Below are 13,386 nucleotides of genomic sequence, written 5' to 3'. Positions count from 1 at the left end.
TGCTTTTCATGATCCACCTGCGATTATAGAGACCTTGGACGCATGAATTACAGGCATTAATGCAAATGAAAAAACAACTACGCTATGCGCTGATGGCAGTTCTGCTGACCGGCCTCGCCGGCTGTGGTCTGAAGGGCCCGCTTTACTTCCCACCTGCCGATTCCGCCGGCCAAAAACCGGCCAAGCCGCCGGTGCAAACGGGCGATCAGGTGCAAAAGAACCAGCAGGAGCAGTCTGGCTCTCAGCAAAAACCGTCGATGGTCGACCAGTAACACCCTGTTTGCGGTGGCGAGCGCCGCCGCAAAATCAAGACGGATAGCGCGTCCAGATAGCGGAGTATGATATGCAGTTCTCCAAAATGCACGGTCTGGGCAACGACTTTATGGTGGTCGATGCCGTTACACAGAATGTCTATTTTTCACCTGAGCTGATCCGCCGGCTGGCCGATCGGCACCTGGGCGTCGGCTTTGACCAGATGCTGGTGGTAGAACCGCCTTACGATCCCGAGCTGGATTTTCACTACCGAATTTTCAACGCCGATGGCAGCGAAGTGGCGCAGTGCGGCAACGGCGCGCGCTGCTTCGCGCGCTTTGTGCGGCTGAAAGGGCTGACCAACAAGCGCGATATCCGCGTCAGCACCCAAACCGGGCGCATGGTGCTCAGCGTCACCGACGACGATCTGGTGTGCGTCAACATGGGCGAGCCGAACTTCGATCCGCAGGCGGTGCCGTTCCGCGCCGCCAAGGCCGAAAAGACCTACATCATGCGCGTGGCGGAACAGACCGTGCTGTGCGGCGTGGTGTCGATGGGCAACCCGCATTGTGTTTTGCAGGTGGATGATGTAAAAACCGCCAAGGTGGAGCTGCTTGGGCCGGTGCTGGAAGGGCATGAGCGCTTCCCGGAACGGGCCAACATCGGCTTTATGCAGGTGGTCAGCCGCGATCACATCAAGCTGCGCGTTTACGAGCGCGGCGCCGGCGAAACGCAGGCCTGCGGCAGCGGCGCCTGTGCGGCGGTGGCGGTGGGGATCCAACAGGAATTGCTGTCAGAAGAGGTGCATGTAGAACTGCCGGGCGGCAGCCTGCATATTCGCTGGAAAGGGCCGGGCAACCCGCTGTTTATGACCGGCCCGGCAACCCATGTCTATGACGGATTTATTCATCTATGAAGAGCGTAGAAGAACAGAGCGTCGCCGGCCTGGCGCTGGATGACGACACCGTGATGCAGTATCTGCTGCAGAACCCGGATTTCTTTATTCGCAACGTACGCCAGGTTGAGCAGATGCGCGTGCCGCACCCGGTGCGCGGCACCGTTTCGCTGGTGGAATGGCATCTGGCCCGCCAGCGCAATCACATCGAACGGCTGGAAGAAGAGATCACGCTGTTGATGGAACAGGCCAGCGCCAACGAAGGGCTGTTCGCCCGGTTGCTGCACCTGCAGGCCGATTTGGCCACCGCCGACAGCCTGCAGGACATGCTCAACCGGCTGCAGCGCTGGGCGCGCGGCTTCGGTTTGGCCGGTGCTACGGTGCGCCTGTTTGCCGAACGCTGGAAGATCGGCGCGCCTTCCGACTTCACCCACCTAGCGCTGACGCGTTCGGCGTTCGAGCCGTTCCGCATTCAGCGGCTGGGCAGCGAACAACACTACCTCGGCGGCCTGAACGGCCCCGAACTGCTGCTGCTGTTGCCGCAGGCCAAACAGATTGGCCAGATTGGCTCGGTGGCGCTGTCGATGCTGGGCGACGACGGCGAACTGGGCATGGTGATCTTCAGCAGCCGCGATACGCAACACTATCAGCAGGGCATGGGCACGGTGATGCTCAATCAACTGGCGCGCATGCTGCCGGAACTGCTGGAACGCTGGGTCGAACGCGCATGACGCCGATTGCGCCCAGCCTGCAGCAGCCGGTGGACGCTTTTCTGCGTTATCTCAAGGTAGAACGGCAACTCAGCCCGCTGACGCAGCTCAGCTATTCGCGCCAGCTGGCGGCGCTGATGCGCCTGGCGCAGGAGATCGGCGTCACCGACTGGACGGCGCTGGACGCCGCCCGGGTGCGCATGCTGGCGGCGCGCAGCAAACGCGCCGGCCTGCAGTCCGCCAGCCTGGCGCTGCGGCTCTCTTCGTTGCGCAGTTTCCTCGACTGGCTGGTCAGCCAGGGCGTATTGCACGCCAACCCCGCCAAAGGCATCCGCACGCCGCGTAGCGGCCGCCATCTGCCGAAAAACATCGACGTCGATGAAATGAACCAGCTGCTGGAGATCGATCTCAACGATCCGCTGGCGGTGCGCGATCGCGCCATGCTGGAGGTGATGTACGGCGCCGGCCTGCGCCTCTCCGAGCTGGTGGGGCTGGATTGCCGCCATGTCGACATGGCCGCCGGCGAGGTGTGGGTGATGGGGAAAGGCAGCAAAGAGCGCAAATTGCCGATCGGGCGCACCGCCGTCACCTGGCTGGAACACTGGCTGGCGATGCGCGATCTGTTCGGGCCGGAAGATGACGCGATGTTCCTGTCCAATCAGGGGCGGCGCATTTCGACGCGCAACGTGCAAAAGCGCTTCGCCGAATGGGGTGTGAAACAGGGCGTCAACAGCCATATCCACCCGCACAAGCTGCGCCACTCCTTCGCTACCCACATGCTGGAGTCGAGCGGCGATCTGCGCGCGGTGCAGGAGCTGCTCGGCCACGCCAACCTGACCACCACGCAAATTTATACCCACCTCGACTTTCAACATCTGGCGAACGTGTACGATGCCGCGCATCCGCGCGCCAAACGGGGGAAATCCTGATGCATTTTTATCGCCCGCTGCGCCCGCTGGCGGCGTTGACTTTCGATCTGGACGACACGCTGTATGACAATCGCCCGGTGATTAGACAGACCGAACAACAGTCGGTGGCCTTCCTGCAGAGCTACCATCCCGGTCTGAACAGCTTCCAGTCGGCGGATTTTCACCACCTGCGCCAGGAGCTGCGCGAACAGGATCCGGAGATCTACCACGACGTCACCCAGTGGCGCTGGCGCGCCATTCATCTGGCGCTGAGCCGGCAGGGGCTGCGCGATGCCGACGCGGCGATCGGGGCCGATGCGGCGATGCAAAACTTCGCGCTGTGGCGCAGCCGCATCGAGGTACCGGAAGCGACCCACGCCACGCTAAAGGCGCTGGCCGCGCGCTATCCGCTGGTGGCGATCACCAACGGCAACGCCGATCCGGCACAGTGTGGCCTGGACGGCTATTTCCAGTTCGTGCTGCGCTCCGGGCCGGACGGGCGCGCCAAACCGTACCAGGACATGTACCACCTGGCCGTCGAGCGGCTGGGCGTGGCGCCCGAGCAGATCCTGCACGTGGGCGACGATCTGACTACCGACGTCGCCGGTGCGCTGCGCGCGGGGCTGCAGGCCTGTTGGATCAACGATCGGCAACGCTGCCTGATGCAGGCTGCCGACAGCCGCCTGCTGCCGCATATTGAGATTTCGCAGTTGGCATCGCTGACAGCATTGTTATAATCCCTGCCAGAACTCTGTATAAATTTCCAGTGAAAAACCCGTCAGCGGCGGGTTTTCCCTTAACCATTAGTGGTGCCTATGGACGTCTCCGATCTGCTCGACAGCCTGAATGAAAAACAACGTGAAGCCGTGGCGGCGCCGCGCAGCAACCTGTTGGTTCTGGCCGGGGCGGGCAGCGGCAAGACCCGGGTACTGGTGCATCGCATCGCCTGGCTGCTGTCGGTGGAGAACTGTTCGCCGTATTCGATTATGGCGGTAACCTTCACCAACAAGGCGGCGGCGGAAATGCGCCACCGTATCGAACATCTGATCGGCACCAGCCAGGGCGGCATGTGGATCGGCACCTTCCACGGCCTGGCGCATCGTCTGTTGCGCGCCCACCACCTGGAAGCCAACCTGCCGCAGGATTTCCAGATCCTCGACAGCGACGACCAGCTGCGGCTGCTCAAGCGCATCATCAAGGCGCTGAACGTCGACGAGAAGCAGTGGCCGCCGCGTCAGGCGATGTGGTACATCAACGGCAAGAAAGACGAGGGCCTGCGGCCACAGCACGTCGAGACCTACAACAATCCGGTAGAGGCCACCTGGCTGCGCATCTATCAGGCCTATCAGGAAGCCTGCGATCGCGCGGGGCTGGTGGATTTCGCCGAGCTGCTGCTGCGCGCGCACGAGCTGTGGTTGAACAAGCCGCATATCCTCAACCACTACCGCGAACGTTTCACCAACGTGCTGGTGGACGAATTCCAGGATACCAACAGCATCCAGTACGCCTGGATCCGTCTGCTGGCGGGCGGCAACAGCAACGTGATGATCGTCGGTGACGATGACCAGTCGATCTACGGCTGGCGCGGCGCGCAGGTGGAAAACATCCAGCGCTTCCTGAAAGATTTCCCCGGTGCGGAAACCATCCGCCTGGAGCAGAACTACCGTTCCACCAGCAACATCCTGAAAGCGGCCAACACCCTGATCGCCAACAACGACGGGCGCATGGGCAAAAACCTGTGGACCGAAGGCGGCGAAGGCGAACCGATCTCCATCTACTGTGCCTTCAACGAACTCGACGAAGCGCGCTTCGTGGTCAACCGCATCAAGACCTGGCAGGACAACGGCGGGGCGCTGAACGACTGCGCCATCCTGTACCGCAGCAACGCCCAGTCGCGCGTGCTGGAAGAGGCGCTGCTGCAGACGGCGATGCCGTACCGCATCTACGGCGGCCAGCGCTTCTTCGAACGCCAGGAAATCAAGGATGCGCTGGCTTACCTGCGCCTCATTTCCAACCGCAACGACGATGCGGCCTTCGAGCGCGTGGTCAACACCCCGACGCGCGGCATCGGCGATCGTACCCTCGACGTGGTGCGCCAGGCGGCGCGCGATCGTCAGCTGACGCTGTGGCAGGCGACGCGCGAGCTGATGCAGGACAAAGTGTTGGCCGGCCGCGCCGCGTCGGCGCTGCAGCGCTTTATCGAACTGGTGGAGTCGCTGGCGCATGAAACCGCCGACATGCCGCTCCACGTGCAGACCGACCGGGTGATCCGCGATTCCGGGCTGTTCATCATGTATGAGCAGGAGAAAGGCGAAAAGGGGCAGGCGCGCATCGAAAACCTTGAGGAATTGGTGACGGCAACGCGCCAGTTCAGCTATCAGGAAGAAGATCAGGATCTGATGCCGCTGCAGGCGTTCCTGTCGCATGCGGCGCTGGAGGCGGGCGAAGGCCAGGCCGACGCCTATCAGGACGCGGTGCAGCTGATGACCCTGCACTCCGCCAAGGGCCTGGAGTTCCCGCTGGTGTTTATCGTCGGCATGGAAGAAGGCATGTTCCCGAGCCAGATGTCGCTGGATGAAGGCGGCCGTCTGGAGGAGGAGCGCCGCCTGGCCTATGTGGGCGTAACGCGCGCCATGCAGAAGCTAACGCTGACCTATGCCGAAACGCGCCGTCTGTACGGCAAAGAGGTTTACCACCGGCCGTCGCGCTTTATCGGCGAGCTGCCGGAAGAGTGCGTGGAAGAAGTGCGCCTGCGCGCCAGCGTATCGCGCCCGGTCAATCACCGCCGCATGGGCACGCCGATCAGTGAGAACGATACCGGCTACAAGCTGGGCCAGCGCGTGCGCCACCCCAAGTTTGGCGAAGGCACCATCGTCAATCTGGAGGGCAGCGGCGAGCACAGCCGGCTGCAGATCGCTTTCCCGGGCGAGGGCATCAAGTGGCTGGTGGCGGCCTACGCTCGCCTGGAAACGGTATAAAGAGCGGGGAGAGTTGCAGGGGCACGCCCCTGCAATCGTTATCAGTGAGGGTAGCGATCGCCGACCTGCGCGGTGGCATACCAGCGCATCACCGCTTCGGTGCCTTCGCCGCCTTCCTGCGGTGCCCATTGCATGCAGTCCTCTTCGGTCAGCGCCTGATACGGGCCCTGCTTCACTTCGAACACCACGCCGCCGGCATCGACCGACAGCACCGCATGCCAGGTAAATGCCGGCATCTCCAGCACTTTGGTTTCTTCGCCGAGCAAGGTGCGTTGCGTCACGACGCCGTCATCGTTGAACTGCAGCACGACAAAACGGCCGCGCAGCGGCGTCAGCAATTCCCAGGTTTGCGGGTGACGGTGCGGGCGGATATAGGTGCCGGGTTCCATGGCGATCGCCAGGCGTTGCACCGGGTCGCTCAACTCTTCGTGTAAAGTGCGGTGCGCGCGCAGGCGGGCCACGCTGGCGGCCTGTTCGCTCATCGCGGTCAGTTCATGGGCGGTAATCTGTTTCATCATTTAAATCCGCATGCTTGTCGTACCATTAGGGTGATGTCATATTAACAACATTCTTGGTGGTGGTAAGCGATCGCCGCGACTTTTTTCAGCACGGTTTAAGCGCCATTTTTACCATTGATCATCGTGATGATTTGTTGCGCAATTATCCCGCCTAACGTGTTGACAGGCTTTTTCCTCTCGGCGTAACATGCGCGCACTATTATCATTGAGGACAGACGCCTTGGACACACCCAGTAGATACTGGCTCACTGACCTGCGCCGCAGGTATAACTTCTAAGGCTCTCCGTTTTTGCTGATAGCCTTCGTGGTTGTCGGCGACCCCGCAAAGCGTCGCTATGAGTCAGATCTCTTCATGGTCTGAAACAAATCGGTGATACGCATCCCCTCTGTTTCTGTGCTTCAACGCGTTGTCCACACCCGTTACCTTCACGGAGTTTTGGCACATGCTGAGCGCTTTTAAATTAGATAACCGCCGCTTGTCCCGTCTGGAGCTGGACGACTCGGATGATCTCACGTCATCGCTGTGGGTTGACCTGGTCGAGCCGGAAGAGGGCGAGCGTGAGCGCGTGCAGAATGAGCTGGGACAAAGCCTGGCGACGCGTCCCGAGCTGGACGACATCGAAGCCTCCGCCCGTTTCTTCGAAGACGAAGACGGTCTGCATATCCACTCCTTCTTCTACTTTGAAGATGCGGAAGATCACGCCGGCAACTCCACGGTGGCGTTCACCATCCGCGATGGCCGCCTGTATACCCTGCGCGAGCGTGAACTGCCGGCGTTTCGCCTGTACCGCATGCGCGCCCGCAACCAGACCATGCTCGAAGGCAACGCCTACGAACTGCTGCTGGATCTGTTCGAAACCAAGATTGAGCAGTTGGCGGACGAGATAGAGAACATCTACAGCGATCTGGAACAGCTCAGCCGGGTGATCATGGAAGGGCATCAGGGCGACGAATACGACGCCGCGCTGTCGACGCTGGCGGAGCTGGAAGATATCGGCTGGAAGGTGCGTTTGTGTCTGATGGATACCCAGCGCGCGCTCAACTTCCTGGTGCGCAAGGCGCGTCTGCCGACCGGCCAGCTGGAGCAGGCGCGTGAAGTGCTGCGCGACATCGAATCCCTGCTGCCGCACAACGAATCGCTGTTCCAGAAGGTGAACTTCCTGATGCAGGCGGCGATGGGCTTCATCAACATTGAGCAGAACCGCATCATCAAGATCTTCTCGGTGGTGTCGGTGGTGTTCCTGCCGCCAACGCTGGTGGCCTCCAGCTACGGCATGAACTTCGAATTCATGCCGGAGCTGAAATGGTCGTTCGGCTACCCGGGTGCCATCACCTTGATGATCCTGGCCGGCCTGGCCCCTTACCTGTACTTCAAGCGCAAGAACTGGCTGTAACCCGGCGGCGCCGGGCTCAGCGCAGCTTGCGCTGGGTATAGAGCGCGTCGAGGGTGAACAGGATCAGCGCCGCCCAGATAAAGCCGAAGGTCACCAGCTTGTCCTGGCCGACGGTTTCGCCGTAGAAGGTGACCGCCAGCAGGAACATCAGCGTCGGGCCGAGATACTGGAAGAAACCGAGCGTCGACAGGCGCAGCCGGGTGGCCGCCGCGGTGAAGCACAGCAGCGGCACGGTGGTGACGATGCCGGCGGCGACCAGCAGCAGGTTCAGCGACCACGGGTTGGCGCTCAGGTGGCTGGTGGGGCTGTCGGTGAACAGGAACAGATAGGCCGCCGCCACCGGCAGCAGCCACAGCGTTTCGATCAGCATGCCGGTCTGGGCGTCGATGGCGATTTTCTTGCGCAGCAGGCCGTAGAAGGCGAAGCTGAACGCCAGCCCCAGACCGATGATCGGCAACGAGCCGAACTGCCAAAGCTGTACCAGCACCCCGGTGAACGCCAGCGCCACCGCCACCCACTGCATGCGGCGGAAGCGTTCGCCGAGAAACAGCATCCCCAACAGCACGTTAACCAGCGGGTTGATGAAGTAGCCCAGGCTGGCCTCGAGCATATGGTGGTTGTTCACCGCCCAGATGAACAGCAGCCAGTTGCCGCCGATCAACAGCGCGGTGACCGCCAGCAGCAGCAGCCGTTTGCGATTTTGACAGGCGGCCCGCACTTTCGGCCAGCTGCGGCCCAGCGAGATCAGCGCCAGCATGAAGAAAAACGACCAGATGATCCGGTGGGTGAGGATCTCATCGGCGGGCACTTGCTGAATCAGTTTGAAATAGGCCGGGGCGATGCCCCACATAAAATAGGCGGCCAGGGCGAAGAAAATACCCTGACGCGTTTGCTTTGCGTCCATGACGTCACTCGGGTGGGGAACGTAAGATGCGGTGAGTGTACTGAAGACGCTCACCGCACACAATCATCAGCCGACCAGATAGGTGGCGGTGGCGCTCGCGATATGCAGGCCGTCGTGGTTATGCAGCTCTACGCGCGCGACGGCGACCTTGTTGCCGCTGCGCAGCACGCTGGCGGAGGCGACGAAGTGCTCGCCGCGGCCGGGGCGCAGGTAGTCGACGCGCAGATCGATGGTGCCCATGCGCGACAGCTTGGCGGCGATCTCCTCTTCGATCAGCGGCTCCAGGCGCGTCAGCACGCCGCCGGCGCAGGCCAATCCGGCGGCGACGTCAAGCACTGCGGCGATCACGCCACCGTGCAGAATTTCCTGTGCCGCGTTGCCCACCAGCTTGCGTTGGTTGGTGAAGCTCAGCTCGACGTAATCATCGTCGAAGCGGCGCAGCTCCAGGCCAAGCTCGCGGTTGAACGGCATGTGGTAGACAAAGATTTCGCCGATCTTGCGGCGGGCGGCTTCCAGGGTCAGTGGTGTGGTCGACATAGCGGGTTTCCGTTTTTCTTTTGCGTTTTAAGGGAGCTAACTGGTCAGTCCAGGTTAATGGAATGTTGATTTTATGCTTAACCTTTGTTGCTTACCAGACTATTCCAATAAAACCGACCTGCGCTGCGGTAAAGCCCCCTTTGTGTGTAAAATGGCCTGATTTTTTCCGGGCTTGCCCTTTTTCGTTGGAGTGAGGAGAGGTTATGCGCATTTTGTCAGGGATCGTTTCCGCCACGCTGCTGATGCCGGCGCTGGCATTGGCTGAGGAAGCCAAAGAGCAGCAGATTCACGATAAGCCGGCGGTGCGCGGCAGCATTATCGCCAACCTGCTGCAGGAGCACGATAATCCGTTCACGCTGTATCCTTACGATCCCAATTACCTGCTGTACACCGACACCAGCGATATCAACAAAGAGGCCATCAAGACGTACAACTGGGCCGACAAGGCGCGCAAGGACGAGGTGAAATACCAGCTTAGCCTGGCGTTTCCGCTGTGGCGGGGCATTGCCGGCGACAGCTCGGTGCTCGGCGCGTCTTATACTCAGCGCTCCTGGTGGCAATTGTCCAACCGCGGCGAGTCTTCGCCGTTCCGCGAAACCAACTACGAGCCGCAGCTGTTCGTGGGGTGGGCGACCGATTACCGCTTTGCCGGTTGGACGCTGCGCGATGTTGAAATCGGCGTTAATCATCAGTCTAACGGCCGCTCGGATCCGACGTCGCGCAGCTGGAATCGCGGCTATGCGCGGCTGATGGCGCAAAACGGCAACTGGCAGGTGGATCTCAAGCCCTGGTTCCGTTTCTCGGAGAGCTCGAGCAACGACGACAACCCGGACATCACCAAATACATGGGATACTACCGGCTGAAGGTCGGTTACGCCTGGGGCGACAGCGTGTTCAGCGTCGACAGCCACTACAACTGGAACAGCGGCTACGGCGGCGCGGAACTGGGCTGGAGCTATCCGATTACCCGCAACGTGCGCTTCTATACCCAGGTGTTCAGCGGCTACGGCGAATCGCTGATCGACTACAACTTCCGGCAGACACGGGTGGGCGTTGGTGTCATGCTGAACGATATTATGTAATCATACCCGGTGGGTGTGTACCGATGAAAAAATGGGGAAGTGTGTGTCAACCGCAGCAGTGATTAACAGAGAGTTGCTGGCCGAGCAGGTATTGCGCGATACCTTTGGCTACCAGCAATTCCGTCCGGGCCAACAAACGATTATCAACGCCGCGATCGGCGGGCAGGATTGCCTGGTGGTGATGCCGACCGGCGGCGGCAAGTCGCTGTGTTACCAAATCCCGGCGCTGGTGATGGACGGCCTGACGCTGGTCGTTTCCCCGTTGATCTCGCTGATGAAGGACCAGGTCGACCAACTGTTGGCCTACGGCGTTTCCGCCGCCTGCTACAACTCGACGCAAACCCGCGAGGAGCAGCTGGACGTTATGGCCGGCTGCCGCAACGGCACCATCAAGATGCTGTACATCGCGCCGGAACGGCTGATGATGGAAAGCTTCCTCAGCCTGCTCGATCACTGTCCGCCGGCGATGCTGGCGGTGGATGAGGCGCACTGTATTTCGCAGTGGGGCCATGACTTCCGGCCGGAATATCGCGCGCTGGGTCAGCTGAAACAGCGCTTCTCGTCGATGCCGGTGATCGCGCTGACCGCCACCGCCGACGAGTCCACCCGCGGCGATATCGTGCGCCTGCTGTCGCTGCAGAACCCGCTGGTGCAGGTCAGCAGCTTCGACCGGCCGAACATCCGCTACACGCTGGTGGAAAAATTCAAGCCGCTCGATCAGCTGTGGCGCTTCGTGCAGGATCAGCGCGGCAAGAGCGGCATTATCTATTGCAACAGCCGCGCCAAGGTGGAAGACACCGCTGCGCGTCTGCAAAGCCGCGGGCTGAGCGTCGGCGCCTACCACGCCGGGCTGGACAACGATCGCCGCGCGCAGGTGCAGGAAGCGTTCCAGCGTGACGATCTGCAGGTGGTGGTGGCCACCGTCGCCTTCGGCATGGGCATCAATAAACCCAACGTGCGCTTCGTGGTGCATTTCGATATCCCGCGCAATATCGAATCCTATTATCAGGAGACCGGCCGCGCCGGGCGCGACGGCCTGCCGGCCGAAGCCATCCTGCTGTACGATCCGGCCGACATGGCCTGGCTGCGCCGCTGCCTGGAGGAAAAACCCGCCGGACAGCAGCTGGATATCGAGCGCCACAAGCTGAACGCCATGGGCGCGTTCGCCGAGGCGCAAACCTGCCGCCGTCTGGTGCTGCTCAACTACTTCGGCGAAGGCAAGCACGAGAACTGCGGCAACTGCGACATTTGCCTCGATCCGCCCAAGCGCTACGACGGGCTGGAGGACGCGCGCAAGGCGCTGTCCTGCGTGTACCGCGTCGGCCAGCGCTTCGGCCTCGGGTACATCGTGGAAGTGCTGCGCGGTTCCAACAACCAACGCATTCGCGAATACGGCCACGATAAGCTGCCGGTGTACGGCATCGGCCGCGATCAAACCACCGAACACTGGACCAGCGTGCTGCGTCAACTGATCCACCTGGGCTTTATCACCCAGAACATCGCCATGCACTCGGCGCTGCAATTGACCGAGGCGGCGCGCCCGGTGTTGCGCGGTGAGGTGGCGCTGCAGCTGGCGGTGCCGCGCATCCAGAGCCTGAAGTCGCGCAGCAGCGCCAACCAGAAATCCTACGGCGGCAATTACGATCGCAAGCTGTTCGCCAAGCTGCGCAAACTGCGCAAATCGATCGCCGACGAAGAAAACATTCCGCCCTACGTGGTGTTCAACGACGCCACGCTGCTGGAAATGGCCGAACAGATGCCAATCAAGGCCGGCGATCTGCTGAGCGTCAATGGCGTCGGCCAGCGCAAACTGGAGCGTTTCGGCGCGCCCTTTATGGCGATGATCCGCGACCATCTCGACAATGATGAAGACTGAGGGCGATAAATCATGCTGATGTTGTTTCTCACCGTGGCGCTGGTACATCTGATTGCGCTGATGAGCCCGGGGCCGGACTTCTTTTTCGTGTCGCAAACCGCCGCCAGCCGCTCGCGCCGCGAGGCGATGATGGGCGTGGTCGGCATTTCGCTCGGCATCGTGGTATGGGCCGGCGTGGCGTTGATGGGGCTGCATCTGATCCTGCAGAAGATGGCCTGGTTGCATCAGATCATCATGGTCGGCGGCGGCATTTACCTGTGCTGGATGGGGTGGCAGCTGCTGCGTTCCGCGCGGGCGCAGCAAGCGCAGCCGGCGGCGGAGGCCCAGGTGGCGTTGCCGAAGGCCGGGCGCAGCTTTATTCGCGGCTTCCTGACCAATCTGTCCAACCCGAAAGCGGTGATCTATTTCGGCAGCGTGTTCTCACTGTTCGTCGGCGACAGCGTCGGCGCCGGGGCGCGCTGGGGACTGTTCCTGCTGATCGTCGCCGAGACCTTCGTCTGGTTCAGCCTGGTGGCGGTGGTGTTCGCGCTGCCGGCGATGCGCCGCGGCTACCAGCGGCTGGCCAAGTGGATCGACGGGGTAGCCGGCGTGCTGTTTACCGGCTTCGGGTTACACCTGATCTTTACCCGCTGACCGGCGGTGACAAAAAAGGCCGGGCAGCGATGCCCGGCCTTTTTTGTCAGGCTTTGCGGGCGGTCGCCAGCAGCCCCGCCACCAAAATGAACAGCGAACCGAATACCCGGTTGAGCAGCTGCATCTGGCGCGGCGTTCTCAGCCAGCCGGCGATGCGCGTCGCCAGGGTGGCGTAACCGATCATCACCAGAATATCCACCACCACGGTAGTGACGCCGAGCACCAGATACTGCTCGGCCTGTGGCTGATTGGGCAAGATAAACTGCGGGAACAGCGCGGCGAGGAACACGATGCTTTTCGGGTTGGTCAGGTTGACCAGCACCGCGCGGCGGAACAGACGGCGGCGCGGCATGCTGCCCGCCAGCGCATGCAGATCCAGCGCCCCGGCGGCGCGCCATTGCTGGATGCCGAGCCACACCAGGTAGGCGGCGCCCAGCCATTTCAGCAGCTCGAACGCCAGCAGCGATTGAGAAATCAGCGCGCCGAGGCCGATGCCCACCAGTACGATGTGTGCGCTCAGCCCGACCTGCAGCCCGGCGATCGACGCGGCGGCGCCGCGATAGCCGTGGCTGATGCCGGTGCTCATGGTGTTGATGGCGCCTGAGCCGGGGGACAGGCTGAGGATAAGCGTGGTCAGCAGGTAGGTTAACCACCAGTCCAAGGTCATGGTTCTCGGCTCCCTGAAAGTGTCGTTTTGTG

14 protein-coding genes are annotated in these 13,386 nt (G+C 61.7%); 10 read left to right on the top strand and 4 right to left on the bottom strand.

Annotation, left to right across the window (positions count from 1 at the left end; genetic code table 11):
* The first annotated feature begins 65 nt into the window (after window positions 1-65).
* The 6 genes from GF111_RS12055 (at window position 66) to uvrD (ending at window position 5,743) form a co-directional block, all read left to right on the top strand.
* Complete coding sequence (locus GF111_RS12055) at window positions 66-272, top strand: lipoprotein (RefSeq protein ID WP_048232385.1); 207 nt, start codon at window positions 66-68, stop codon at window positions 270-272.
* Between the two features lie 71 nt (window positions 273-343).
* On the top strand, window positions 344-1,168 hold the full coding sequence (gene dapF / locus GF111_RS12050) for a diaminopimelate epimerase (protein WP_038874096.1): 825 nt from the start codon (window positions 344-346) through the stop codon (window positions 1,166-1,168).
* Complete coding sequence (locus GF111_RS12045) at window positions 1,165-1,878, top strand: DUF484 domain-containing protein (protein ID WP_147190541.1); 714 nt, start codon at window positions 1,165-1,167, stop codon at window positions 1,876-1,878. The genes dapF and GF111_RS12045 overlap by 4 nt, the downstream gene beginning before the upstream one ends.
* Window positions 1,875-2,786 carry a tyrosine recombinase XerC gene (xerC, locus tag GF111_RS12040; protein ID WP_033654013.1) on the top strand — a complete coding sequence of 304 codons (912 nt, stop codon included), beginning with the start codon at window positions 1,875-1,877 and terminating at the stop codon, window positions 2,784-2,786. The genes GF111_RS12045 and xerC overlap by 4 nt, the downstream gene beginning before the upstream one ends.
* On the top strand, window positions 2,786-3,502 hold the full coding sequence (gene yigB, locus GF111_RS12035) for a 5-amino-6-(5-phospho-D-ribitylamino)uracil phosphatase YigB (RefSeq protein ID WP_047729437.1): 717 nt from the start codon (window positions 2,786-2,788) through the stop codon (window positions 3,500-3,502). Before xerC ends, yigB begins: the two co-directional genes overlap by 1 nt.
* 78 nt (window positions 3,503-3,580) lie before the next feature.
* Window positions 3,581-5,743 (top strand): DNA helicase II, encoded by a 2,163-nt coding sequence (uvrD, locus tag GF111_RS12030; protein ID WP_038874108.1) that lies wholly within the window; start codon window positions 3,581-3,583, stop codon window positions 5,741-5,743.
* Between the two features lie 41 nt (window positions 5,744-5,784).
* On the opposite strand, the gene GF111_RS12025 is transcribed toward uvrD, so the two are convergent.
* Window positions 5,785-6,258 carry a WbuC family cupin fold metalloprotein gene (locus tag GF111_RS12025; protein WP_025160392.1) on the bottom strand — a complete coding sequence of 158 codons (474 nt, stop codon included), beginning with the start codon at window positions 6,256-6,258 and terminating at the stop codon, window positions 5,785-5,787.
* Window positions 6,259-6,704: 446 nt separating this feature from the next.
* Here GF111_RS12025 and corA point away from each other — a divergent pair, with 446 nt between their 5' ends.
* Window positions 6,705-7,655, top strand: coding sequence for a magnesium/cobalt transporter CorA (corA, locus tag GF111_RS12020; protein WP_004934262.1), 951 nt, complete (start codon window positions 6,705-6,707; stop codon window positions 7,653-7,655).
* Window positions 7,656-7,671: 16 nt separating this feature from the next.
* Here the strand turns inward: corA and rarD are convergent, their stop codons facing one another.
* Window positions 7,672-8,559, bottom strand: a complete 888-nt coding sequence (gene rarD / locus GF111_RS12015) for an EamA family transporter RarD (protein WP_047729434.1) — start codon at window positions 8,557-8,559, stop codon at window positions 7,672-7,674.
* Window positions 8,560-8,625: 66 nt separating this feature from the next.
* Window positions 8,626-9,096, bottom strand: coding sequence for a thioesterase family protein (locus GF111_RS12010; RefSeq protein WP_033649641.1), 471 nt, complete (start codon window positions 9,094-9,096; stop codon window positions 8,626-8,628).
* A gap of 203 nt (window positions 9,097-9,299) precedes the next feature.
* Here GF111_RS12010 and pldA point away from each other — a divergent pair, with 203 nt between their 5' ends.
* Genes pldA through rhtC form a run of 3 tightly spaced genes read left to right on the top strand, consistent with a single transcriptional unit; the run spans window position 9,300 to window position 12,687 of the window.
* The gene (gene pldA / locus GF111_RS12005) at window positions 9,300-10,178 is read left to right on the top strand and encodes a phospholipase A (protein ID WP_038874113.1); all 879 of its coding nucleotides are present in this window, start codon (window positions 9,300-9,302) and stop codon (window positions 10,176-10,178) included.
* Window positions 10,179-10,221: 43 nt separating this feature from the next.
* A complete protein-coding gene (gene recQ, locus GF111_RS12000; protein ID WP_147190539.1) occupies window positions 10,222-12,054 on the top strand; it encodes an ATP-dependent DNA helicase RecQ in 1,833 nt (610 codons plus the stop codon).
* Window positions 12,055-12,066: 12 nt separating this feature from the next.
* Window positions 12,067-12,687, top strand: coding sequence for a threonine export protein RhtC (rhtC, locus tag GF111_RS11995; RefSeq protein ID WP_016929486.1), 621 nt, complete (start codon window positions 12,067-12,069; stop codon window positions 12,685-12,687).
* A gap of 46 nt (window positions 12,688-12,733) precedes the next feature.
* Here rhtC and rhtB read toward each other — a convergent pair whose 3' ends face one another.
* Window positions 12,734-13,354 carry a homoserine/homoserine lactone efflux protein gene (gene rhtB, locus GF111_RS11990; protein ID WP_025304879.1) on the bottom strand — a complete coding sequence of 207 codons (621 nt, stop codon included), beginning with the start codon at window positions 13,352-13,354 and terminating at the stop codon, window positions 12,734-12,736.
* Window positions 13,355-13,386: the final 32 nt, after the last annotated feature.

The organism is Serratia sp. HRI, assembly GCF_010119335.3.
Classification (GTDB): domain Bacteria; phylum Pseudomonadota; class Gammaproteobacteria; order Enterobacterales; family Enterobacteriaceae; genus Serratia; species Serratia nevei.
Note: the sequence above shows the minus strand (reverse complement) of the source record. Positions and strands in the feature narration are given on the sequence as shown.